Origin of the sequence: Ulvibacterium sp. (assembly GCF_965248315.1) — a bacterium.
GTDB lineage: Bacteria > Bacteroidota > Bacteroidia > Flavobacteriales > Flavobacteriaceae > Ulvibacterium.
The window spans coordinates 1,289,311-1,313,787 of record NZ_CBDFIX010000002.1 but is presented as its reverse complement, the minus strand read 5'-3'; the positions used below and the strand labels follow the sequence as shown (position 1 = coordinate 1,313,787).

Annotated in this window: 25 protein-coding genes; 23 read left to right on the top strand and 2 right to left on the bottom strand. The window is 41.7% G+C overall.

Features of this window, described 5'->3' with window-relative positions:
* The first annotated feature begins 1 nt into the window (after nt 1).
* The 21 genes from ACP2AF_RS07090 (at nt 2) to ACP2AF_RS06990 (ending at nt 21,581) form a co-directional block, all read left to right on the top strand.
* Entirely contained in the window at nt 2-997 is a 996-nt protein-coding gene (locus ACP2AF_RS07090) for a BtrH N-terminal domain-containing protein (protein ID WP_425235539.1), read from the top strand.
* Nucleotides 998-1,047: 50 nt separating this feature from the next.
* On the top strand, nt 1,048-1,791 hold the full coding sequence (locus ACP2AF_RS07085; RefSeq protein ID WP_425235538.1) for an ABC transporter ATP-binding protein: 744 nt from the start codon (nt 1,048-1,050) through the stop codon (nt 1,789-1,791).
* Nucleotides 1,784-3,046, top strand: a complete 1,263-nt coding sequence (locus ACP2AF_RS07080; protein ID WP_425235537.1) for an ABC transporter permease — start codon at nt 1,784-1,786, stop codon at nt 3,044-3,046. The genes ACP2AF_RS07085 and ACP2AF_RS07080 overlap by 8 nt, the downstream gene beginning before the upstream one ends.
* Nucleotides 3,024-3,473: an acyl-CoA thioesterase gene (locus ACP2AF_RS07075; RefSeq protein ID WP_425235536.1), complete on the top strand. Its 450-nt coding sequence runs from the start codon at nt 3,024-3,026 to the stop codon at nt 3,471-3,473. The genes ACP2AF_RS07080 and ACP2AF_RS07075 overlap by 23 nt, the downstream gene beginning before the upstream one ends.
* Entirely contained in the window at nt 3,466-4,614 is a 1,149-nt protein-coding gene (locus ACP2AF_RS07070; protein ID WP_425235535.1) for a beta-ketoacyl-[acyl-carrier-protein] synthase family protein, read from the top strand. Before ACP2AF_RS07075 ends, ACP2AF_RS07070 begins: the two co-directional genes overlap by 8 nt.
* On the top strand, nt 4,611-5,225 hold the full coding sequence (locus ACP2AF_RS07065; RefSeq protein WP_425235534.1) for a 3-oxoacyl-ACP synthase: 615 nt from the start codon (nt 4,611-4,613) through the stop codon (nt 5,223-5,225). The genes ACP2AF_RS07070 and ACP2AF_RS07065 overlap by 4 nt, the downstream gene beginning before the upstream one ends.
* A gap of 6 nt (nt 5,226-5,231) precedes the next feature.
* Nucleotides 5,232-5,489: a phosphopantetheine-binding protein gene (locus ACP2AF_RS07060; RefSeq protein WP_425235533.1), complete on the top strand. Its 258-nt coding sequence runs from the start codon at nt 5,232-5,234 to the stop codon at nt 5,487-5,489.
* 63 nt (nt 5,490-5,552) lie between these two features.
* A complete protein-coding gene (locus tag ACP2AF_RS07055) occupies nt 5,553-6,755 on the top strand; it encodes a beta-ketoacyl-[acyl-carrier-protein] synthase family protein (protein ID WP_425235532.1) in 1,203 nt (400 codons plus the stop codon).
* Nucleotides 6,756-7,820 carry a beta-ketoacyl synthase N-terminal-like domain-containing protein gene (locus tag ACP2AF_RS07050; RefSeq protein WP_425235531.1) on the top strand — a complete coding sequence of 355 codons (1,065 nt, stop codon included), beginning with the start codon at nt 6,756-6,758 and terminating at the stop codon, nt 7,818-7,820. It begins immediately after the preceding gene.
* Nucleotides 7,814-8,590, top strand: a complete 777-nt coding sequence (locus tag ACP2AF_RS07045; protein ID WP_425235530.1) for a polysaccharide deacetylase family protein — start codon at nt 7,814-7,816, stop codon at nt 8,588-8,590. The genes ACP2AF_RS07050 and ACP2AF_RS07045 overlap by 7 nt, the downstream gene beginning before the upstream one ends.
* Entirely contained in the window at nt 8,583-9,200 is a 618-nt protein-coding gene (locus tag ACP2AF_RS07040) for a LolA family protein (RefSeq protein WP_425235529.1), read from the top strand. The genes ACP2AF_RS07045 and ACP2AF_RS07040 overlap by 8 nt, the downstream gene beginning before the upstream one ends.
* Nucleotides 9,181-9,786 carry a hypothetical protein gene (locus ACP2AF_RS07035; RefSeq protein WP_425235528.1) on the top strand — a complete coding sequence of 202 codons (606 nt, stop codon included), beginning with the start codon at nt 9,181-9,183 and terminating at the stop codon, nt 9,784-9,786. The genes ACP2AF_RS07040 and ACP2AF_RS07035 overlap by 20 nt, the downstream gene beginning before the upstream one ends.
* 1 nt (nt 9,787) lies before the next feature.
* Nucleotides 9,788-10,387, top strand: a complete 600-nt coding sequence (locus tag ACP2AF_RS07030) for a porin family protein (protein ID WP_425235527.1) — start codon at nt 9,788-9,790, stop codon at nt 10,385-10,387.
* Nucleotide 10,388: 1 nt separating this feature from the next.
* Nucleotides 10,389-10,757 carry a 3-hydroxyacyl-ACP dehydratase gene (locus ACP2AF_RS07025; protein WP_425235526.1) on the top strand — a complete coding sequence of 123 codons (369 nt, stop codon included), beginning with the start codon at nt 10,389-10,391 and terminating at the stop codon, nt 10,755-10,757.
* Nucleotides 10,758-11,255: a hypothetical protein gene (locus tag ACP2AF_RS07020; protein WP_425235525.1), complete on the top strand. Its 498-nt coding sequence runs from the start codon at nt 10,758-10,760 to the stop codon at nt 11,253-11,255.
* 92 nt (nt 11,256-11,347) lie between these two features.
* Nucleotides 11,348-12,517 (top strand): DUF2062 domain-containing protein, encoded by a 1,170-nt coding sequence (locus ACP2AF_RS07015; RefSeq protein ID WP_425235524.1) that lies wholly within the window; start codon nt 11,348-11,350, stop codon nt 12,515-12,517.
* Nucleotides 12,510-16,184, top strand: a complete 3,675-nt coding sequence (locus ACP2AF_RS07010; RefSeq protein ID WP_425235523.1) for an MMPL family transporter — start codon at nt 12,510-12,512, stop codon at nt 16,182-16,184. Before ACP2AF_RS07015 ends, ACP2AF_RS07010 begins: the two co-directional genes overlap by 8 nt.
* 6 nt (nt 16,185-16,190) lie before the next feature.
* Entirely contained in the window at nt 16,191-17,738 is a 1,548-nt protein-coding gene (locus tag ACP2AF_RS07005) for a phytoene desaturase family protein (protein ID WP_425235522.1), read from the top strand.
* Nucleotides 17,738-18,616, top strand: a complete 879-nt coding sequence (locus ACP2AF_RS07000; RefSeq protein ID WP_425235521.1) for a cupin-like domain-containing protein — start codon at nt 17,738-17,740, stop codon at nt 18,614-18,616. Before ACP2AF_RS07005 ends, ACP2AF_RS07000 begins: the two co-directional genes overlap by 1 nt.
* On the top strand, nt 18,616-20,295 hold the full coding sequence (locus ACP2AF_RS06995; RefSeq protein WP_425235520.1) for a C45 family autoproteolytic acyltransferase/hydolase: 1,680 nt from the start codon (nt 18,616-18,618) through the stop codon (nt 20,293-20,295). Before ACP2AF_RS07000 ends, ACP2AF_RS06995 begins: the two co-directional genes overlap by 1 nt.
* Nucleotides 20,292-21,581 (top strand): phenylacetate--CoA ligase family protein, encoded by a 1,290-nt coding sequence (locus ACP2AF_RS06990; protein WP_425235519.1) that lies wholly within the window; start codon nt 20,292-20,294, stop codon nt 21,579-21,581. Before ACP2AF_RS06995 ends, ACP2AF_RS06990 begins: the two co-directional genes overlap by 4 nt.
* Nucleotides 21,582-21,767: 186 nt before the next feature.
* Here ACP2AF_RS06990 and ACP2AF_RS06985 read toward each other — a convergent pair whose 3' ends face one another.
* Together ACP2AF_RS06985 and ACP2AF_RS06980 are read right to left on the bottom strand one after the other, a co-directional pair.
* Nucleotides 21,768-22,067 (bottom strand): GIY-YIG nuclease family protein, encoded by a 300-nt coding sequence (locus ACP2AF_RS06985; protein ID WP_425235518.1) that lies wholly within the window; start codon nt 22,065-22,067, stop codon nt 21,768-21,770.
* Nucleotides 22,068-22,171: 104 nt separating this feature from the next.
* Nucleotides 22,172-22,504 (bottom strand): single-stranded DNA-binding protein, encoded by a 333-nt coding sequence (locus ACP2AF_RS06980; RefSeq protein WP_425235517.1) that lies wholly within the window; start codon nt 22,502-22,504, stop codon nt 22,172-22,174.
* Between the two features lie 368 nt (nt 22,505-22,872).
* On the opposite strand from ACP2AF_RS06980, the gene ACP2AF_RS06975 reads away from it, so the two are divergent.
* Together ACP2AF_RS06975 and ACP2AF_RS06970 are read left to right on the top strand one after the other, a co-directional pair.
* The gene (locus ACP2AF_RS06975; protein WP_425235516.1) at nt 22,873-23,619 is read left to right on the top strand and encodes a hypothetical protein; all 747 of its coding nucleotides are present in this window, start codon (nt 22,873-22,875) and stop codon (nt 23,617-23,619) included.
* Nucleotides 23,620-23,628: 9 nt separating this feature from the next.
* Nucleotides 23,629-24,243, top strand: a complete 615-nt coding sequence (locus ACP2AF_RS06970; RefSeq protein WP_425235515.1) for a hypothetical protein — start codon at nt 23,629-23,631, stop codon at nt 24,241-24,243.
* The last annotated feature ends 234 nt before the right edge of the window (nt 24,244-24,477 follow it).

Here is a 24,477-nt window from a genome sequence, read left to right as displayed (position 1 = left end):
AATGCAAATAGATTTTACACATAAACAATCCGCCCATTGTGAAAACGGGGTGGTATCCAACCTCATGCGGCACAACGGATTTGAGGTGAGCGAGCCCATGGTATTCGGAATAGGATCAGGACTTCTCTTCAGCTATCTTCCTTTCTTAAAGGTCAATTATGCTCCGGTTTTCACCTATAGGGTAATGCCCGGACTTATTTTTAACCGGTTTGCCAAACGTGTGGGCATAAAAGTGAAAAGGGAAAAATTCAAAAAAACGGAGGACGCCCAGGCAAGATTGGATGCAAATTTGGCAAACAACAATCCAGTAGGGCTTCAGGTAGGGGTGTTTCAACTCCCCTATTTCCCTGAGGAGTATCGCTTTCACTTTAATGCACATAATATGGTAGTATATGGAAAGCAAGGGGATACTTACCTCATCAGCGATCCCGTAATGGAGGACGTGACCACATTAACGGACAAAGAACTGGAAAAGGTCCGGTTTGCCAAAGGGGCCTTTGCACCCAAAGGACATATGTACTACCCTATCACCTTCCCAAAAACCCTTAATCTGGAAAAGGCGATCGTAAAGGGGATAAAACATACCTGTAGGGATATGACCGCTCCGGTGCCCATTGTAGGGGTAAGGGCCATGCGCTGGGTAGCCAAAAACATTCGTAAATGGCCTCAAAAATTGGGAACCAAGAAAGCCAATCATTATCTAGGTCAAATTGTACGTATGCAAGAGGAAATCGGTACGGGTGGTGGAGGATTTCGATATATTTATGCTGCATTTCTGCAGGAAGCCGGTAAAGTGCTGAGAAACGAAAAGCTCAAGGATTTTTCAAAGGAAATGACCGAAATTGGAGATCAATGGCGTGATTTTGCCCTGGAAGCCTCCCGCGTGTATAAAAATCGTAGTGTACAGACAGATGCCTATAACAAGGTGGCGGACCAATTACTGGATTTGGCCAAAAGAGAGGAAGCTTTTTTTCAGGCCTTGCGCAAGGTAGTTTAAAGATTTTTAATTTCTGAAACACATCCGATCCTTTGGAAATATGATAGCCCATGATTCAAATCGACCAACTATCCAAAAAATATAAAGGCTCCGATTTTTTTGCGGTCAAGGATTTAAGCCTTACGATCCATGAAAAGGAAATTTTTGGTTTATTGGGCCCAAACGGCGCGGGCAAGACCACTTTGATTTCCATGTTGAGTTCGCTGCTAAAACCAACTTCCGGATCCTTTTCCATAAACGGACTGGATTTCCAAGAAAGTAAAAATGAATTAAAACAACATATCGGCATCGTTCCCCAAGAGTATGCGCTCTATCCTTCTTTGACCGCCTTTGAGAACTTGCGTTATTTTGGAAGTATGTATGGGCTAAAGGGCGATTCACTCCAGAAAAATATTATATCTAATCTAAAAACACTGGGGCTTTATGAATTTGCCCATAAGAGGATACGTACCTTTTCCGGAGGAATGAAAAGGCGCATTAATCTTATCGCCAGCATTCTACATAATCCCAAAGTATTATTTTTAGACGAACCTACCGTGGGGGTAGATGTACAATCCAAAAGTGTTATTCTGGAGCATTTAAAAAATTTGAATGATCAAGGCACAACCATCATATATACCTCACACCATCTTAATGAAGCCGAGCATTTCTGTACACGGGTGGCGATTATAGATCATGGGAAAGTTGTGTGTAAAGGAGTACCACAAGATCTAGTTGTTGAACAGGAGGAGGCCAATAATCTCGAAGAGGTATTTCTGGCCCGAACCGGAAAAGCATTACGAGACTATGCATAGGCTTTGGGCATCCACATATAAGGAATTTTTGCTATTGATCCGGGATTTAGGCGGATTGGCCATTCTCTTCCTGATGCCTTTGATTCTGTTAGTGGTTATTACCTTGGTACAAGACAGCACCTTTAAGACCGTTAAGGAGACTAAGATTCCTATTCTAATGGTAGACCAGGATAATGGAACGGTGTCCAAAAGCATCCACGAAAGCCTATCGAAAAGCAATTCCCTTGAAATCATCAAAAAATCCTCGGAAACAGAGGCCCTTGAGCTTGTACAAAAAGGAGATTATCAACTGGCCATAATCATCCCAAAAGGGTTGTCCAGTGACATGGATAAAAAGGTGACGGCCAATGTAAATGGTATCATGGCCAGATTTGGATTAGAAGAGGATTCGGTCTCTACGATCCTAAAATTTGAGCCCAAGGAAATCCGGCTTTATTTTGACCCTGCCACCCAATTGTCCTTTAAAAGTTCCATAAAAAATGGAATCGATAAAATGGTTTCAAAAATTGAGACTAAGACCATTTATGAAGCATTTCGGGAACAGTTGTCGGAGGATGACTCGGAAATTATTTTTGATACCGAAAGTTTTATCACTTTTGCCGAAATTGCCCCGGGAGGGAATAAGAATCCCATTCCAAACTCTACCCAACATAATGTTCCCGCTTGGACTCTTTTTGCTATCTTTTTTATTATCCTTCCCCTTTCCATCAATATGGTGAAGGAAAAAAACCAGGGTACCTTTATACGTCTACGTACCCAACCGGTTTCCTATGCAACCGTTTTGGGAGGCAAGACCTTGGTGTTTTTATTGGTTTGCCTGATTCAGTTTTCCTTAATGTTGTTAATAGGCATTTTTTTATTTCCGTTCCTTCGGCTACCACAACTAGATGTCTCTGGCAAGTTGCCCTTATTGTATCTTACCGCCTTCTTTGCCGGTCTGGCAGCTATTGGGTTAGGGTTGTTGGTAGGCACCGTTGCCAAATCCCAAGAACAATCGGCACCCTTTGGAGCCACTTTGGTGGTCATATTGGCGGCATTGGGGGGCGTTTGGGTACCGGTTTTCGTAATGCCCCCAACTATGCAGTTGCTTTCCAACATCTCACCTATGAATTGGGGACTAAATGCCTTCTATGATGTATTTTTGCGCAATGTAGGGGTCTCGGAAATAATTCCGGAGATTTCATTATTGTTCGGATTTTTTATTTTGAGTACCCTAATCGCAATCGTGTATTATGAGCAAAAAAATGCGGTCTAAACCCAAGAAGGAAATCAGCTACACAAGCCGGATACGTGTACGGTTTGTTGAAACCGACCCTCTGGGTATCGTTTGGCATGGCAATTATATCCAATATTTTGAGGATGGTAGAGAAGCTTTTGGAAGGCATCATGGGATATCCTATTTAGATCAGAAAGAGCATAATTTTTCCACTCCCATAGTGAAATCGAATAGTGAACACAAACTACCTCTAAGTTACGGGGACGTCGCCACGATCAAAACTATCTATGTAGATTCCCCGGCAGCCAAGATGATGTTCCGATATGAAATTTATAATCCGGAGGATGAACTGGTCTGTACAGGGGAAACGGTTCAGGTATTTGTTGAGCTTGGCGGGGAAATGTCCTTGACCATCCCGGACTTCTTTTTGGAATGGAAGAAAAAAGTTGGGTTGCTGGATGAGTAAGGTATATGTATCACATAACACTATTGTTTCTTCCTTAGGTTATGACAGCCCCTCCGTGGTCCGGAAAATAAGGGATGGCTATTCAGGACTTCAAACGGTAAGTGACCCAAAACTATTAGACCAACCCATCTGCGCATCCATAGTTGATACCAGAAAATTACCAAATATAGCTAAGGAACCAAATCTAGAAGAAAAATATACGCGCCTAGAGCAAATGTTATTGGTTTCCTTGGGAAATGTAATCCAGGCATCCAAAATTGAATTAACGGACAGGGTAGGGCTTATTGTTTCCACTACAAAGGGCAATATAGATGTTTTGGACCACGATAACCCGTTCCCCGAGGAACGGGCTTATTTAGCCAAATTGGGGAAGGTCCTAAAGGATTTTTTTGGTTTTAAGACCAGCCCTATAATCCTTTCCAACGCATGTGTCTCAGGTCTATTGGCCATTGCCACCGCCAAAAAAATGATTGCACAGGATTGTTTTGATCATGTGTTTATTACCGGTGGTGATTTGGTCTCAAAGTTTACTCTTTCAGGTTTTAACGCCTTTCAGGCCTTAAGCGCCAAACCTTGTAGACCCTATGATAAAAACCGTTCGGGTATCAATATTGGCGAAGTAGCAGCAAGTGCGCTAATAACAAAGGACAATACGGCCCTTGCCGAGGAATCCGTAGTCATCTTAGGAGACGCCTCATGCAATGACGCCAATCATATCTCCGGCCCCTCAAGGACTGGTGAAGGTCTATATCGTAGTGTAAAACTTGCTTTGAAGGAAGCAAAATTGCAAACTCAAGATATTGATTTTATTTCTGCACATGGCACGGCCACCTTGTTCAACGACGAAATGGAGGCCATCGCCTTCAACCGGCTAAACCTTCAAAACACTCCGTTGAATAGTCTTAAGGGTTATTTTGGCCACACCTTGGGTGCTTCGGGTCTTCTGGAAACAATTGTAGGCATACATTCCCTACACCAAAATACGCTCTTTGCCTCCCAGGGATTTGAGGAAATAGGCGTATCCCAACCCATTAACGTCATTAAAAAAACGGAGCCCAAACCAATGGATACCTTCCTAAAGACATCATCAGGGTTTGGAGGTTCCAATACGGCCATCGTTTTTAAAAAGATATCGGAATGATGGAAAAAGAATATTTTATATCCTCCTATTGCCATATCCGGAATAATACCATTTCACTAAACGGGACTACGCTTTATCAAGAGCAACATCCAGATTTCAAATCCTTGGCAAAATCGGCCTACCGATATTTCCAAACGGACTATTCCAAGTTTTTCAAAATGGACAATCTAAGCAAATTGGGGTTTTTGGCGGCGGATATCCTCTTAAAAAACGAAGGTGTTCTCCCCGAAAACGAAGAGAACATCGCCATTGTACTCAGCAATAGAGCCTCAAGTCTGGATACGGACAGAAAGCATTGGGAATCCATTCGCGACCCTGATACTTATTATCCCAGTCCGGCTATTTTTGTATACACGCTTCCCAATATCTGTATCGGGGAAATTAGTATCCGGCACAAACTTTATTCTGAAAATAGTTTTTTTATCTTTGACGAATTTAATCCAAGCCACCTGTTCTCATATGCGAACGGCTTATTGGATATGCAAAAAGCAGAAAAGGTACTATGTGGTTGGGTAGATTTTGATGGCCCCGATTATGAGGCTTTTTTATACCTAGTGAACAAAAAGGGGGCCATTGAGCATAGTATTGAGGAAATAACCCGATTATTTTAAACCCATATGGAGGCATTGAAAGAAGAATTGAAGTCAAAAATCATAGAGCAGCTAAACCTAGAAGATGTTTCTGTGGATGAAATCGCGGACAACGATCCCCTTTTCGGGGATGGACTGGGATTGGACTCCATAGATGCATTGGAGCTTATTGTAATGCTCGATAAAGACTACGGAATAAAATTGGCCGACCCCAAGGAGGGGAAAAAAATCTTCGAATCCGTCGGGACCATGGCAGATTATATCACACAGCACAAGACCAAATAATATTTACCCACTTCACCTTTCGTTTTTTGTACATTCGTAACAAAGCGTTTTCAGTTAAAGAATATGGGCAAGGGCATCGCCATAACTGGTATGGGAATCATTTCTGCCATTGGGAACAATGTGGAGGAAAATTACAGATCCTTAATTGAGGGCAATAAGGGAATCTCAAGAATTTCAAAAATCGATACAGTCCACAAGGATGCCTTAATGGTGGGTGAAATTGATTTCACCAATAAAGAGTTGGAGCAATTTCTGGAGCTTAACGCAACCCACAACTATTCCCGGAGTGCCTTATTGGGAGCATTTGCGGCCAAACAAGCCGTTTCAAACGCGAACATTACCCAGATAAATTCATATAAAACGGGCTTGGTATCCGCCACTACCGTGGGTGGTATGGATAAGACCGAGCAATACTATTATGAGTACTTCGAAAATAAGGAGGTACAAAAATATATTGAGGGTCATCATGCCGGGGATTCCACTCAAAAAATAGCGGAGCAATTGGGTCTCCATGGTAGCTTGGTGACCACCATCAGTACGGCCTGTTCCTCAGCTGCGAACGCCATACTGTTTGGGGCACGTTTGCTAAAAGCGGGGAAATTGGACCGGGTAATCGTAGGTGGGACGGACGGACTTTCTAAATTCACCTTGAACGGCTTTAAGACCCTAATGATACAATCCGATACGTACAACACCCCTTTTGATGAAAACCGGAAGGGTTTAAATCTGGGTGAGGCAGCGGCTTATTTAGTCCTGGAATCCGATGAGGTGGTACGAAAGGAAAATAAGGAAGTCCTGGCCTATGTGAAAGGATGGGGAAATGCCAACGACGCCTTTCACCAAACCGCTTCCTCGGATCATGGGGATGGGGCTACCTTGGCCATGCAAAAAGCATTGAAGGTTGCAGGATCAAATAGTAATGAAATTGATTATGTCAATGCGCATGGGACGGCCACCCCCAACAATGATCTTTCGGAAGGAAGGGCCTTACTACGTGTTTTTGGCGATACTGTACCGGACTTTAGTTCTACCAAGGCCTATACCGGGCATACGCTGGCAGCAGCAGGAGGCGTGGAAGCGGTCTTTTCCGTTTTGGCCTTACAGCATAATGTGATTTTCCCTAACCTCAATTTCAAAAATCAAATGCAAGAGTTTCACCTTACGCCACAGACGGAGCTTAAGAAAAAGAAACTGCATACCGTACTATCCAATTCATTGGGCTTTGGCGGCAATTGTTCAACCCTTATATTTTCGAAAGAAGCCTAGATGAAACCGGTTTATATCAATAGCGTTGCTTCCATATCGGCCCAAAGGACTTTTGATAATTCGGTCTTTCTGGATGAAATCACTGAGTATACGGATAATGTTATTCGAGCAATAGACCCTAACTACAAGGAATTCATTCCCCCAGCTGCTGCAAGGAGAATGGCCAAAGGAATAAAAATGGGAGTGGCCGCCTCAAAAATTGCCTTACAGGAAGCCGGTCTTGAAAATGTAGATGCCATTATCACAGGTACCGGACTGGGTTGTATTGCGGATTCGGAAAAATTCGTCAGCAAAATCATAGATGATAACGAGGAATATCTAACCCCTACCTCGTTTATCCAATCTACCCATAATACCGTGGCGGGACAGATAGCCCTAGGTATGGGTTGTAAGGGCTATAATTTTACCTATGTACATTCCAGTATCTCCTTTGAATCTGCTCTACTTGATGCCAAATTGCAATTGGAATACGATGAGGCCCAAAACATTCTGGTGGGTGGGGTAGATGAACTAGCCGATCATCACATTAAAATACATAAGTTGGTCAACCATATTAAAGCTGATGCGATCAATTCAAAGGAACTTTTGGAATCCAATACCGAGGGGGCAGTTTTTGGGGAAGGAGCCAGTTTCTTTGTACTCTCAAGCGAAAAAAGTGACCATACCTCTGCACAGGTCTTGGATGTGGCCACCTACAATAGTCTTTCCAAGCAGGAATTGCAGAATGTCCTTGAGTCTTTTCTACAAGAAAATAGTCTGGAAATTTCGGATATCGATGTGGTTATATTAGGTAATAATGGCGATGTTGACTACGATGAATACTATGAGGCATTAGGCCACGGACTTTTTAAAAATACGGCTCAGACCTATTACAAACATTTATGCGGCGAGTTCAATACAGCCTCTTCCTTTGGCGCATGGATGGCCGCAAAAATGATAAGGACCCAACACATTCCGGAAGCTATTAAGTTGAACGGAATGGAGCCCTCCAAAATTGGGACCGTGTTCCTTTACAACCAATACCGTGGGGAGAACCACAGTTTTGTTTTACTGCGGGGATGCTGACATTTGTATCCATAAAACGGTTTTTCCTGATTGCCTTAATCGTTCTTTTGGTAGGCGACTGGATGTATAACATCCCTACGTTCTACTATTGGATTCTTATAGGCATCTTTCTTACCCTTACCGTATTGGGTTCTTTTTTGATCCAATGGAATTTTCACTTTAAATCTCACAATTCCAACCCAAGTATTGTTGAAAATCAAATAGCCCTCACCTTTGATGATGGCCCACATCCGGAATACACCCCCCAAGTGCTCCAACTCCTAAAACAATTTAATGCCAAAGCCACCTTTTTCTGTATTGGAAAACATATGGAGGGGCATAGTGGATTAATCAAAAGAATTCTTACGGAAGGACATACCATTGGTAACCATACCTATTCACATTCTCGAGTGTTCGGATTCTTTGGTGCGAAAAAGGTAATCGCAGAGCTTCAAAAAACAAATGGCATCTTTGCCAAGATAACGGGAAAGCAAATACAAATGTACCGTCCGGCTTTTGGCGTAACCAATCCCAATATTAAAAAGTCCATTAAGGCCATGGGGTTACAATCCATTGGGTGGAGCATCCGCTCCCTGGATACTACCCCTCTTTCCGATGACACTATACTACATCGGACAACCCATAAACTTGCCAAAGGGGACATCCTACTGTTCCATGATACCAGTCCTAAAACTATTATTGTTTTGGAACGGTTATTGCTAATTTTGCAGGAGAAAAATTTGCAATCGGTCACCGTGGACCAATTGTTGAACATCAAAGCTTATGCGTAACCTTATTTTCCTATTATGGTTTACCGTATGTAGCGTATACGCACAGTCCGAAATGAGTGCCGTGGATGCCCAAGCGTTGGAGGCCAGGGTAAAGAAGACCGCCAATACTACCGAGACCATTACCAGTAGTTTTAGGCAGTACAAACATATGGACTTTCTTTCCAATGATATTGAATCTTTGGGCAAGCTCTCCTTTAAGGCCCCAAGTTTGGTTAAATGGGAATATACGGAACCCTTTGCCTATTCGGTCATTTTTGAGGAGGAGACCCTTTATATCAACAACGAAGGCAATAAAAGCAATGTTGACATCGGTTCCAACAAGCTCTTTAAACGGCTCAATCAACTAATTACAAACAGCATTAAAGGGGATTTATTCAATACGGATGAATTTCATATCGACTACTTCAAAAAAGGAAGTGATAGTGAAGTTCATTTTACCCCCAAGGACGAAGATTTTGCTTCATTTATCAAGGCCTTTCATATTACATTTAACGGGAATGGGGAAGTGACCGAAGTAAAAATGTTGGAGCCCTCCAATGACTATACCCGTATCGTTTTCACGGACCGAAAAACAAACCAATCCTTACCCGATGCGGTATTTGCCCATTAGTCTCCTTTTTCTGATCTGGGCTTGTGCTTCCTATCCGGAACGCAATAATTTCCAATCTGTGGAAACATCCAATGGGTCCATAACAAGTCCCTATTTTTCCAATCCAAAAAAGGATTATATATATAAGGCGGATATTGATTTATACAAGAAAAATTTCAGTGGCATCCTTGTTGTAAAAAAATTGGGAGTAGGACACCACAGGGTAGTATTTACTACGGAATTAGGAAATACCATTTTTGACTTTTCGTTTAGGGACGATGACTTTATTGTGAATCATGTCCTTCGCGATATAAACAAAAAAATAGTCATCAACCTGCTTAGGAAAGATTTCAGAACATTGATTACTGAGAATCCATCCGTTCTAAATAGGTTTACATCCGAGGACCGATTCATCTTTGAAACCGAAATGGCCAAGGGGAAAAATTACTATTACACCATAGACCGGAAATTGAAGAAAATCGTTCAAACCAAGAACGGAAAGAAAAAGGCCTCTTTTATATTTTCGGCTGTTGATGCGGAGGTTGCAAAAAATATTCAGATCTTGCACCACGATATAAAGCTGTCCATACAACTAAAAGCTATTTAGGATGAACAAAGTATTCTTTGGGTTACTACTCTTTTTGTTTTCAGGGATAACCTTTGCCCAAACCAATATTAGACCAGGGATTCGTTTGGGATTCAATAGTGCCAATATTTCCAATACCACTTTGGACAACAAAATTGGACCCAACGCTGCCGTTTTTGTCGATTTCCGTTTTTCCAGGCATTATTCGCTACAGCCAGAAATTATGTATTCCAGACAAGGTGGCAAATCCAACATCCGTACAAACGAAGATTTGGATATCGATTATTTATCATTTGGTGTGGTCAATAAGTTTTTTGTTGCACCTAATCAGGGCCTTCATCTAATTTTGGGCCCTAGCTTGGATTTCGATTTTGAAAATAATCTTATCAATGTTATCAATGAAACTAATGACTCAGATGTTACTCCTTTGGATCTCTCCTTCTTTTTTGGGATAGGGTATGAGTTTGATTTTGGGCTGATCTTGGAAGCCCGGTATAAGCAAGGATTGCTGGACATTGATTTATTTGACGAAGATTTTGAGTCCGATTTTTACAGGGGAGAGGGAAATACGCTGAACAATGTATTTCAGTTTGGGGTGGCGTACAAATTTGATTTGCGATAGTATGTTGATAGAAGGACTTTACGTAATAAAGAATTATAAATACGACCAAGGTACGGCTAATGTTACCATACACTTAAACAAGGAGCATCCGATCTTTAAGGGTCATTTTCCAGGGAATCCCGTGATGCCCGGGGTTTGTATGATACAGATCATAAAAGAGCTTACAGAAAAGGCTACAGGGGAGCAGCTTTTTCTGAAGGTTTCTTCCAATATCAAATTTATGGCGATTATAAACCCGGAAGAAAATGACACACTCCAACTAATTTTAAATATTTCCATAAACGAAAGAGAGGTTAAGGTAAAAAATACGACTACATTTCAGGATACCTTAGCATTGAAGCTGAGCGCTACCTTCCAAATACAAGACTAAATGAAATTCGTAGTAGGCCTAATATGTTCCTTGACCCTTTGGGGAGCATCCACTGACATTTCCGAGCTCCGGAAGACGTATCCCAAAGCCAATGCAAGTGAACAGGTTACCAATGAGCTATTTACAAAGCTTTCACCCATATCCAAAACGGACGACGCTGTTCTGGTAGCTTACAAAGGTGCAATATCTACCCTTAAGGCGAAGTATGCACAAGGGTTGCGAAATAAGAAGGATTTTTTTAAATCCGGGGCAGAGCTTATTGAATATGCGGTAGCCACAAAGCCCAAAAACATAGAAATACGATGTATCCGCTTAAGTGTTCAGGAAAACTCTCCCAAAGTGGTTGGATACAAAGAAAACATCGAAGAGGACAAAGGGTTTTTATTGCACAACTTTCCGAACGTATCCTCTGAGGAAATTCGGGATTTCGTTAAAAACTACGCCGTGCAATCTTCTATTTTTGACGCTTCGGAAAAGCAATTGTTTTCGGGTAGGTAATCCGTATCTTTGCCTAGAATTTAGCTTTTTGAAGCCAGAAAGCTTTCAATGGATTTACCTTGCCAGCTTCCATCCTATCTATAACGGAGACCATGCAGCAACTAAAATGTTGCGTAGTTGTTCCCACATATAATAATGGTAAGACCCTAAAAAAAGTGTTGGATGGCATATTGTGCCATACCCCAAATATCATAGTTATTAATGATGGGTCCACGGATGCCACCGAAGAAATACTAAGGGCATATCCGCAGTTAGTACAGCTACATTTGGGCAAAAACCAAGGGAAAGGTCATGCGCTTAGAACTGGATTCAAAAAAGCACTGGCATTGGGGTATAATTTTGCATTGACCATAGATTCAGATGGCCAACATTTTCCAGAGGATATTCCAGCTTTCATTAAGGCCCTTGAACAAGAGCCCTCAAAAAAGGTTTTGTTTATAGGTTCCAGAAATATGCAACAATCAGACGTTCCAGGCCGTAGCAGTTTTGGAAACCGGTTTTCCAATTTTTGGTTTTGGGTGGAGACCGGTACATGGTTAAAGGATACCCAGTGTGGCTTTCGCCTCTATCCTTTGGAAGCGATAAAGGATATGAAATTCTATACCCCAAAATTCGAGTTCGAGATAGAGGTCATTGTCAGGGCCGCTTGGAATGGGATAACGGTGAAAAATATCCCGGTCAATATTCTATATGATGACCCGGAACGGGTCTCCCATTTTAGACCAATTATCGATTTTGCCCGTATTAGTGTACTGAACACTTGGTTGGTATTGGTTGCCTTGGTCTATATTAAACCTCGCGATTTATTTCAAAGACTTAAAAAAAAAGGGTTTAAACGTTTTTTTTACGAGGACTTTTTGCACAATCAGGATTCACCAAGAAAAAAGGCATTTTCCATAGCGTTGGGGATTTTTATAGGGCTTAGCCCTTTATGGGGTTTTCATACGGTCATTGTTATTTTTTTGGCCCTGTTGTTTAAACTGAACAAGGTTATCGCTTTTGCTTTTTCCAATATCAGTTTACCCCCTTTTATTCCTTTTGTACTGTATTTAAGTCTCCAAACCGGAGCTTGGGTTACCGGCAGGGAATTGAGCTTTTCCATTAATGAGGTTGATGAAAATTTTGAAATCATCAAAAACCTCCAGACCTACATCATAGGTAGTTTAACGTTATCTACCCTCTCCGCCGTGACCTTAGGATTATTGGCCTATATCTTTTTGTCCATTTTTGACCGGAAAAAAATTGCCATTCACAATGGATAGTTTTTTCTACCGTACATATCAATTCTTTTTGGGGCGAAAGTGGTTGGGACTTATTGTGGTATTGCTGTTTCTTCTAGGACTGTCGGCTATAGTGGCCAAAATAAAATTTGAGGAGGATATCACCAAGCTTATTCCTGTAAATTCAGAGAACGAGGCTTACCAAAGGGTTTTGAAAACGTTACAATTTACGGATAAGGTTATCGTAAATGTAAAGCTGGATAGTGAAGGTTCCGTTGACGATCTCACCCAATATGCTTCCCAATTTCTGGACAGTCTTCAGAATAATGCCCAAGGATACATAAAAAATATCCAAGGGAAGGTAGCTGATGACGAAGTGTTACGGACCATGGATTTTGTTTATGAAAACCTGCCTCTGTTTCTGGATAAAGCCGATTATACTACCATCCAACAAAAAATTAAGAAAGATAGTATTGCGGCCCTGACCAAAGAAAACTACAAAATGCTTATTTCCCCATCGGGAATTGTGGCCAAAAAGAATATTTTACGCGACCCTTTGGGATTGTCCTATATGGCCCTCAAAAAGTTACGGCAACTGGGAATCGCAGATGGATTTACCCTCAAGGATGGATTTCTTTTGAGTGAAGACCAGCAAAATATCCTGCTATTTATTACCCCTATCCATACTTCCAATCAGACTTCTGAAAATGAACCCTTTGCCAAGGAATTGTATCGAATACAAGAAGAATTGAACCTTGCTTTCCATTCTAAGGTAAAGAGTGAGTATTTTGGTGCCCCTTTGATTGCTGTGGCCAATGCACAACAAATTAAACGGGATATTCAGTTTACGGTCGGGATAGCCTTAACGCTCTTGCTTATCCTTTTGATTTTCTTTTACCGCAAATTGACCTTGCCCATTATTCTCTTTTTGCCGACTATTTTTGGTGGGTTGCTGTCCGTGGCCCTGCTTTATTTCATCCGAAAGGAGATTTCTGCCATTTCCCTGGGTATAGGTGCCGTCTTGCTTGGGGTAACTTTGGACTATTCGCTACATATCCTTACGCATATTAGGAACGAAGGTTCCATCAAAAGGCTGTATTCGGATGTGGCCCCATCCATTTTAATGAGTAGTCTTACTACCGCCTCCGCTTTTTTGTGCCTGCTATTTCTGGAATCCCAGGCCTTACAGGATTTAGGCATTTTTGCCGCAGTAAGCGTTTTGGGTGCTTCTGTATTTGCCCTGTTTTTTATTCCTCAGGCATACAGTGCGAAATCGACCGAACAGAAAAGTACAACTGTCCTGGATACGATTGCCTCTTATAACTTTCAACAAAACAAGTGGCTTATCGGGTCACTGGTTGGGTTATTCATAATCAGTATTTTCACCTATGCATCGGTGACCTTCAACAAGGACATTGCCAAATTGAACTACGAACCTCCCTCATTGATCCATGCCCGAAAACATCTGGAAACCTTGACCGACCTAGGAGCCAAATCTCTTTACATTACCAATTATGGGAATTCCAAGGAGGAAGTACTGCAATCCAGTGATAGCGTTTACACTTTGTTAAATCGACTTAAGGATGAGAAGCGGATTTTAGGGTTCAGTTCCATAGGCGCCCTCATCCATTCAAAAAGTGAGCAGCAAAAAAAAATAGGTCTTTGGAAGGAGTTTTGGAAGGATAGTATCGGCTTTGTTACCACTTCCCTTATTGATGCAGGTAGGGAATACGGGTTTAAACCCAAAACTTTTGATCGATTTTATGCGCTGCTACAATCGGATTTTAAGACGTTGGAAGTTAAGGATTATAATTTGGTGAACTCCTTTTCGGTAGATGATTACCTATCCACAAAAGATGGGTTTACAACCGTAAGTTCGTTGGTTAAGATAGATTCTTCCCAGATTGGACATGTCCGTGAAACCTTTGCTAAAAATCCTCGAACTGTCTTAATCGATCGACAAGGCATGAACGAAACCTTTTTGGGCAATCTCAAAAATGACTTCAACAGGCTCATTGGATATTCGGTATTGGTGATTCTACTACTATTGTTGTTGTTCTTTAGAAGCCTCTCGCTTACCTTGGTGACCAGTATTCCCATTTTTCTTACTTGGTTTTTGACCATCGGTATCATGGGGCTATTGCAACTGGAATTCAATATTTTCAACATTATCATCTCTACTTTTATTTTTGGGTTGGGCGTGGATTATAGCATTTTCATGACCAATGGTCTGTTAACGGAGTATCGTACCGGCGAAAAAGCCTTATCTACCCATAGAACTTCGATTATCCTTTCCGTGGTTACTACCATTTTAGGTGTAGGCGTACTTATTTTTGCCAAGCATCCTGCGTTGTATACCATTTCCGTGGTTTCTTTGATCGGTATTCTCTCCGCGGTTTTGGTCGCTTTCACTGTGCAACCTATGATCTTTCGTTTATTTATTGGAAGTAGGGAAAAAAGACCCATCTCCCTAAGATACCTGATACACTCCTCACTTTCTTTTGGATATTTTGGTTTGGGCGGGCTTGTATTTTCCCTATATGCCGCTATTGTATTGACACTCTTTCCAAAAAGTAGGGAGAAAAAACAATTGGGATTCCATAAGGCAGTATCCCTGCTGATGAAATCCGTGCTCTACACCAATCCTTTTGTAAGCAAAAAGGTAATTGATCCGCACCATGAAACTTTTGAGAAACCAGCTACGATCATTGCCAATCACACCTCATTCCTGGATATTTTGGCCATTGGAATGTTGAATCCCAAGATTATATTCCTTGTAAACGATTGGGTCTACAATTCCCCTATTTTTGGAAGTGCCGCCAAGCTGGTCGGAGCCTATCCTGTGTCCAGTGGATTGGAAAAGGGGGAGGACTATCTCCGGAAAAAAGTTGACCAAGGATTTTCATTGATAGCCTTTCCCGAAGGCACCCGATCTCATACCAATAAAGTAAGACGTTTTCATAAAGGGGCCTTCTATCTGGCCGAAAAATTGGGTTTGGATATCCTTCCTGTACTCATCCACGGTAATTCCGAAGTCCTACCTAAAGGAAGTTTTATCATTAGGGACGGTAGTATTACCCTTAAGATTCTCCCAAGAATCACATTAAAGGACTCAAACTTTGGGGTAAACTATAGCCAACGTACCAAAAATATAAGCACCTATTTTAAAAATCAATTTTTTGCCTTTCGAAAGGAAATAGAGCTGGAAACCTATTTCCACAGATCCGTTCTTGATCAGTACCGATTTAAGGGAAGAAAACTATATAAAAAGGTCCAGGAGGATCTGAAAAAAAGTGCATCAGTTTATGGGCAGCTTCTGAATCTTCTTGAAAAGAAAGCAAAGATCATTCATCTTTCCGAGGACCATGGTCAATTGGATTTTCTACTTGCCCTGGATTCTACAGATCGCAAAGTTAACGTCTATCTCGAGGACAAAACGACCCGGCAAATCGTCCAAAATAGTTTTATCACCCATAATCGCCGGAATATTCGGGTAGCTCCCATCCCTGCCGATGCTATGACCAAGGAAGCCCAGGTGTTACTACTTGATCAAAATCCAACGGATTGGGGAAGAATCCAAAAAGAATTAAATGAAATTGGTATCTTACTGTTATTGAAGAACGGGATGAACCTTCCTTTAAAAAATATTACGGAAGCCGGCTTTACTATAAGCGTTCAAAATGATAATTTTATCATAGCCAAAAGGTAGGATAGGATGAAAGAGCATTATGATGTAGTGATCATCGGCAGTGGTATGGGTGGATTGGTGGCGGCTAATATTCTGGCCCGGGAAGGCCGTAGTGTCTGTGTCCTGGAGAAGAACAATCAATACGGCGGCAACCTACAGACCTTTGTTCGCGAAAGAACCATTTTTGATACTGGAGTACACTACCTTGGAGGACTTTCCGAAGGACAAAACCTCTATCGCTATTTCAAATATCTGGGTATCTATGACGAGCTTAAACTAAAGAAGTTGGATGATGGTTTTGACATCATTACTTTTGATAATGACCCCAAAGAATATCCTCATGCCCAGGGATACCAGGATTTTGAGAAATCCCTGATTGCACAATTTCCAAATGAGGCCGAAGGTATTACCGCGTATTGTAAGGAATTGAGGGAAACCTGCAATAAATTCCCTTTGTACAATTTAAACCACGGCAAGCCCTACTATGATGATGAGGAAATGTTCCGAACTCCGGCCAAAGCCCGTATCGATTCCCTGATCGGTAATTCGAAATTAAGGGCCGTACTGGCAGGATCCAATCTACTGTACGCCGGAGAACCGGACAAGACTCCGTTTTATGTACATGCGCTTTCCGTGAACTCCTATATAGAAAGTTCATATCGTTGTATAAATGGTGGTAGCCAGATTACCAAATTGTTGATCAGACGGCTTAAGGAAAATGGAGGGGAGGCCTATAAGCACCATGAAGTGATAAAATTTGGACATGAAGGAAAAAAATTGGTCTATGCCGAAGTTGCCAACGGCAAACAAATAAAAGGAGACCTCTTCATTTCGAATATTGAACCCAAGCGCACCTTAAAACTGGTGGGTGAGGACAAGTTCAGAAAATCATATTCAAATCGGATAGAACAAATAGAAAGTACCATCTCCGCGTTCAGCCTGCACTTGGTCCTCAAACCGAAATCATTCAAATATTTGAATTACAATTACTATCATTTTAAAGATCCGTCAAAAGTTTGGGAAGGGCATCAATATTCAGAAGATAGTTGGCCTGAAAGCTATATGGTAAGTATGGGGGTCAGTAAAGCCACGGATGGTTGGGCGGATCAAATGACCGTAATAACCTATATGCGATTCGATGAGGTGAAATCTTGGGAAAATACATTCAATACCGTGGCCAAAAAGAATGACCGCGGACAGACGTATGCAGAGTTTAAGGAAGCCAAAACCGAAAAATTCCTTAATGAACTGGAAAAAAAGTTTCCCAACATACGGGAATGTATTCAATCCATTTATACTTCTACTCCCCTGTCTTATCGTGATTATATTGGTAGTAATCAAGGGGCTATGTACGGGTATGTTAAAGATGTAAACTATCCTTTAAAATCCTTTATTGCGCCAAGGACTAAAATCGGGAATCTATTCTTTACCGGGCAAAGTCTTAACATGCACGGTATTTTGGGAGTAACGATAAGTGGGGTAGTCACTTGCTCCGAAATTTTGGGAAGGGACTATTTGTTGAATAGGATTTTAGAACAAGAAAAAGAGAGTACGACCGCTAAAATAAGTATATAATGGGAAAATTTAAGACAGCCCCGGTCAGCAGGGTCAAGAATATTTCCAAAAAGGATTTCCTAGAAAACTACTATGATCCACAACGGCCTGTCTTAATAGAGGGCCTAACAAAAGATTGGCCTGCCTATAAAAAATGGAACTTGGACTATATTCAGCAACGGTCCAGTGACCAAGTGGTACCACTTTACGACAGTAAACCTACAAAAGGCAAACAAAACTCGGCTGCTCCGGCCACCGAAATGAAATTGTACGATTACTTGGAGTTATTAAAAAATGAACCGACCGATCTTCGAATATTTTTCTATAACATCCTGGATAGCATGCCCGAGTTGGCAAAGGACTTTGAGTATCCAGATTTAGGGTTGAAGTTTTTTAAACGTTTGCCGGTAATGTTCTTTGGGGGTGAGGGTTCAAAGGTACTGGCCCATTATGATATGGATCTTGCAGACCTGGTGCATGTACATTTTCATGGTACCAAAAGTGTTACCCTATTTACCCCGGAACAGACCAAATATCTGTATCGGGTACCCTATTCGGTCCATAATCTAGAGACCATTGATATGGACAATCCCGATTTTGAAAAATATCCGGCACTACAAAACGTTCAAGGTATTCATGCCGAAATGAAACATGGGGATGCTCTCTATATGCCCAGTGGTTATTGGCATTATATTAAATATACCACTGGGGGGTTTTCCATTACTTTGCGGGCATTGCCCACCAAACCCCAACGTTTGCTAAAGACAGCTTCCAATGTATTGTTCATGCGAAATTTTGAAAATATCATGCGCAGGACCATGGGGCAAAAGTGGGTGGACTATAAAGAAAACAAAATGGTGCGTCGCGTTAATAAAAAATACGGGAAATCAGTAGTCTAATGCAAGGTCGAGGCTACATACGGAGCGTATATCCCCTACTCTTTTTACTCCTATTAACATCCTGTGGCGTTTCCAAGTCCCTAAAAGACTTGCCCGATATCGGTCAATATGAAGCAAAGGCCCCGGAGCGGATACACGTGTCGGATTCTACCTTTTTTTCCGAAAAGGGCTATTTGACCAAAAATGAATATGGCCTTTGGGAACTATATATTGAGGGAAATCCACTGGAATTAGGGCTTACAACGGGTAGCCTTACCCAAGAGCTATTTCATAAACAGGAAGAAGCGTTATTGACCAAGGTGGACGAGCTAGTGCCATCGAATACCAAACAATATCTATTGCGCAAGTTTTTGGCATGGTTCAATCGTAAAATGTACCTCAATATACAAGAAGAGTATAAAACCGAAATTTATGGTATATCCAAATATGCTTCGGATACCTATGCCCACATTGCGGATGCCTATCCCCGTATACTTTACCTACACGGGGCCCATGATATCGGTCATGCGCTACAGGACTTGGCCTTGGTAGGTTGTTCCTCCTTTGCCGTATGGGGAGACCAAACAGAGGATGGTCAGCTTATTATTGGACGGAATTTCGATTTTTATGCAGGGGATGATTTTGCCGAGGAAAAAATCATTGCCTTTGTTAACCCGGACGAGGGTCATAAATTCATGTCCGTTACCTGGGGCGGTATGATCGGGGTAGTCTCCGGAATGAACGACCAAGGACTGACCGTAACCATCAATGCTGGAAAATCGAAGTTTCCTCTAGTGGCTAAAACCCCTATTTCCCTGGTAACCCGGGAAATCCTCCAATATGCTGCTACCATAGAAGAAGCGGTGGCCATAGCCCGGAAACGCGAAGTCTTTGTTTCGGAATCTATTTTTGTGGGCAGCGCAAAGGACAAAAAAGCAGCAGTCATTGAAGTATCGCCTAAAAATTTTGGCGTGTACGAGGTCCAGAATACCGATCAGCTTATTTGTTCCAACCATTTTCAGAGTGCTGCTTATACAGCAGATAAGAAAAACCAAAGGCACATTCTGGAGAGCCATTCCCAATATCGGTATGACCGTATGGAGGAACTATTGGTGCAAACCGATAAAACCACGGTTCAGTCCGCAGTGGATATCCTTAGGGACAAACAGGGATTGAACGGAAAGGAAATCGGGTACGGCAATGAAAAGGCACTTAACCAATTATTGGCCCACCATGGTATTGTATTTAAACCGGAAGAACTTTTGGTTTGGGTGAGTAGCAATCCCTACCAGTTGGGCGAATTTGTTGCCTATGATTTAAATACCGTATTTAAAACTATTGTAAACGATCCCCAAAAAGTAACCTTGGCAGAAAAAAACCTTACCATTCCCGAAGATCCTTTTCAATATTCCCGGGCATATCAAAACTACCAGGAATATCGTAGGTTAAAAAATAAGGTGGTAATGGCTATTACCAGTGACGGGCATTTGGAACAAAGCCTGCTCAAAGAATTGCAATACCATAACCCTGAGTATTGGGAGGCTCATTATTTGGTGGGAAGATATCAGTATGGTCGGGGTTATTATACTGCGGCCCTAAAAGCCTTTGAACAGGCCTTGACCAAAGAGATTACCACAGTTCCGGATAAAGAAAATGTAATACGGTACATAAAAAAAATAAAACGTAGATTGCATTTATGATTGCAGAAATAGAAAAGGCTTCCCTTGAGGAAATTAAGGTGTTTCAAGAAGAAAAAATGAAAGAAGTTCTGAGCTATGTTCAGGAAAAATCCCCCTACTACCAACGATTGTTCAAGGAGCATTCCATTGACATCAAATCTATACGAACGCTCGAAGACTTAACCAAAATTCCCGTCACCACCAAGGAACAACTTCAGAACCACAATGATGATTTTATCTGCGTCCCTAAAAACAAGATTGTAGATTTTGTGACCACTTCCGGTACTTTGGGTGAACCGGTGACCATAGGCCTCACGGATGCCGATTTGGATCGTTTGGCCTACAATGAGGCCATTTCTTTTGCCTGTGCGGGTGTTACCGAAGATGATATTCTACAATTGACCACGACTATAGATCGTCGTTTTATGGCCGGGATGGCCTATTTTTTGGGAGCACGTAAATTAGGTGCCGGTATTATTCGCGTGGGTGCCGGTATTCCGGAATTGCAATGGGATACCATACTAAAATTCAGGCCCACATATTTGATCGTGGTACCCTCATTTTTGTTGAAACTCATCCAATATGCGGATCAGCATGATATTGATGTGAATGCCTCCGGAATCAAAGGGGCCATCTGCATCGGGGAATCGCTACGGAATCAGGATTTTTCATTGAATGTCCTGGCCAATAAGATAAAATCGGCTTGGGATATCGAACTCTATTCTACCTATGCCTCCACGGAAATGAGTACGGCATTTACGGAATGTAGCGAACAACGGGGCGGGCATCATCATCCGGAACTGATCATCGTGGAAATTCTTGACGAGAACAATCGGCCGTTACCTCCCGGAATCGAGGGGGAACTGACGATCACCACACTTGGTGTAGAGGCCATGCCTTTGGTACGGTTTAAGACCGGGGACATTATGGTGGCCCATGATTCACCTTGTGATTGCGGAAGAAACACCTTGCGTTTGGGGCCTGTGGTAGGGCGAAAAAAACAAATGATCAAATACAAGGGCACCACATTGTATCCTCCAGCTATGGATAATCTACTGAACGATTTCCAGGAGGTAGAAAGCTACGTTATTGAGATTTACCACAACAGTATTGGTACCGATGAAATAGGAATTAAGATTGCTTCCCGGAACGCTTCGGATGTGTTGTTGCATGACATAAAAGACCATTTTAGGTCCAAGTTGCGCGTTTCTCCCAAAATCGAGTTTTGCGAGGCCCAGGAAATCCAAAAACTGCGGCACTCCAAACTACAAAGGAAGCCTGTTTCGGTTATTGACAAAAGGGGGTAATGCGTAGCGCAATTGCTTCTGCCGATAGTTACCGGTAGAAGCAATTCGTCCAACATGTGTTCTAAACAGACAAATCGCTTCGTCACTGCGCTCCTCGCGAATACGTTTTTTCGAGCAGAGCGAAGCAAACTGTCAACCTAAGTCCAGAGTTTCCAAATCGCTTTAGCTACTCGTTTCTCGTAAAAACTAATCAAAATAGAACAACCATCCATCGGACAAATCGTTCCATTCAGGATTCATCGAATTAATCAAGTTTTCCTTTCGTTGTCTATTTCCTGATTTTAACTGTTTTTCTCTCGCCATCGCCTTTTTAATATCTGTGAACTCTTCAAAATAGACTAATTTGTCACAATTATATCGTGCGGTAAATCCTTTATAATATTTTGTTTTATGTTGATATATCCTTCGTACCAAATTAGTGGTAACCCCTACATAAAGCACCGTTCGGTTTTTATTGGATGTAATATAAATGTGTGATATTTTCATGCTGGACCTTATTGCGAGCAAAGCGAAGCAATCCACCTAATCCATGTTAAAAATTGACAGATCGCTTCGTCGCCATGCTCCTCGCGAATACGTTTTTGTGAGCGCTATTTCCCCAACATTAACAACTCGTTGCACCGCACTTCGGTGATGTACCGCTTCTCCCCTTCCTTGGTCTCATATGAGCGATGTACCAATTTTCCCTCCACGGCCACTTGCTTTCCTTTGGTAAGGTAGTTCCCCACAATCTCGGCGGTCTTGCCCCAGGCCACAATATTATGCCATTGGGTGTCCTCTACTTTTTCGCCCTGTGCGTTTTTATAGTTTTCGCTGGTGGCAATGGAAAATTTGGCCAGTTTGCTCCCATTTTCCAAGTTTACGATTTCGGGATCTTGTCCCAAGTTTCCAATCAACTGTACTTTGTTTTTCAATGCGTTCATAATTACTAATTTTTAAGATGAAACAGTTAATGCCATCGAACCTCCCTGATTCGACAAAGCAAACTTAGAACCGTATTGAAAAAAGATTCGGTTGGGAAATAATTACTTTCGTTTGTAAACGTTTGTAGTCGTTTGCAAACTTTTATATTGCTTTAAATCATGGATTTACATTAATTATTAAAAATGTTTTTTGAAGACAATGTATATAGGTGCCAGTTCCTGAATCTAGTTCAATCAATAAGTCGGAAGTTATTTCAGAGCCTAACTCTTCTTTTTATCCCGGTTTTAAGGGATTTTGACCAATATTCAGATATGCAAATGCTCTTTAATATTACCTTTGTTTTCGATTAATGACTAACTATTCTCCCATGAAAGTTCCCCAATTGGGCATTGCCCTTCTACTATGCCTGTTTCTCTTCAATTGTTCAAAAGACGAAAATCCGACTCCGGAATCCGATGCCCAAGAAACAGGGAATCCTAATCCTGATGAAACTCCTGATCCCGATGAAACACAGGAGCCTGAGATGGAGGTTTATTTTGAGGCCGTGATAAGCGATTTTTACCCCACGGATAATGCGGACAATTGGCTATTGACCCATGATAAGGAAGGAAAAATCCTGGACTACATATCTTTCGAGAAAAACGACACCATACGTTTTGAGATACCCAGGACAAGTGATTTGGATGAATTCACGGTTACGGATATCCGATTTTCCACATTGACCTCCAGCTCTCCATACTTCATTAATTCCCATACCGAGGTGGTCAAAGGGAGTAGTTGGATCTTTGCGCCACCATCCTCCCCCAACCAAGGTGGTCCTAGACCAGAATCAACGGGAAATTTTAGAATTTCGGTTTCAGGAATACCGCAAGCTCTATCAATGTTTCATGTCTCCAACGAATCAGCAAATGGCAACGGGAACGGAGCGTACTTTCCTTCCATAACTCCCGGGGAGGGCTGGCGCTACGAAAAACGGGCCGAGTTATTTGAGGACAATGATTATTACATCACTTTAGTGAACGGTCTTGGCGATACCAGATATTATTACCTTGAAGGTGCCCAACAATCACAGGAATATGATCTGGGCTATGATGAATTCTCCGAATTCGGATAACATATCAATGTGGAGCTGCTAGGCTCGTCTGAAATATCGTTAGTTCTAAATGGTTATTCCACAACACCGGCCATTCCAGTACCTGGCTATGAACTCTATATATTTTATGGCGAAACAGGCGAAGATATCAGTCGTTCCTTTGAATTGGGCCATCCCGGAAATGAATTTGAAGCTTATAGGATGTTATTCTCAAATAGACAACAGGACTTTGGCTACACATTCAATTATTTCGGAACTGAACTGCCCGATAATCTGATCGTCCCCCAGCGACCTCTTTTTAATGTAGATAATCCGGAAATCAAGGGATTTGAGATATCTACAGATTTGGATTATAAGAGAAAAGAAATCCGTTGGAGCAACCTTGAACCTCGTAGCTTCGGTAATAACAGAAGGATTGAATGGAAAGTGTTTTCATCATTTACGTCGTCCTCTGTTATAGGGGACATTCCGGAGGAAATATTGAACGGGTATCCAGATATGGACGTTTCTGGGCTGACATATGAATATAGTTATCTACATGTTGGACCGTACTCGCAAAATGAATTCCTAGAAGCTAAATTCAGGGGAGAAGATTATGAAATCTTGTTCAGCAACCTTGAATTTTTTTATTTTTATCCACAATAATTTCGCTAATACAACTTGGTCCTGTTAGTACATTATCCAGCTTTTTAGGGCTAGCTGTTAAAGCACAGCTATGTGAAAGATTTTTGAAAACAACGTATTTCCCTACTTACGTAAACTATGTAGTTCCAAGTTTCGACGGGCTATTTTCTTTGATATGGGGATTTGCTTCGGTTTTCTAACTCCTCTTGTCCCATATGGTTTATAGGTGTCCGTCTTGTAAAACCCAAGAATCCA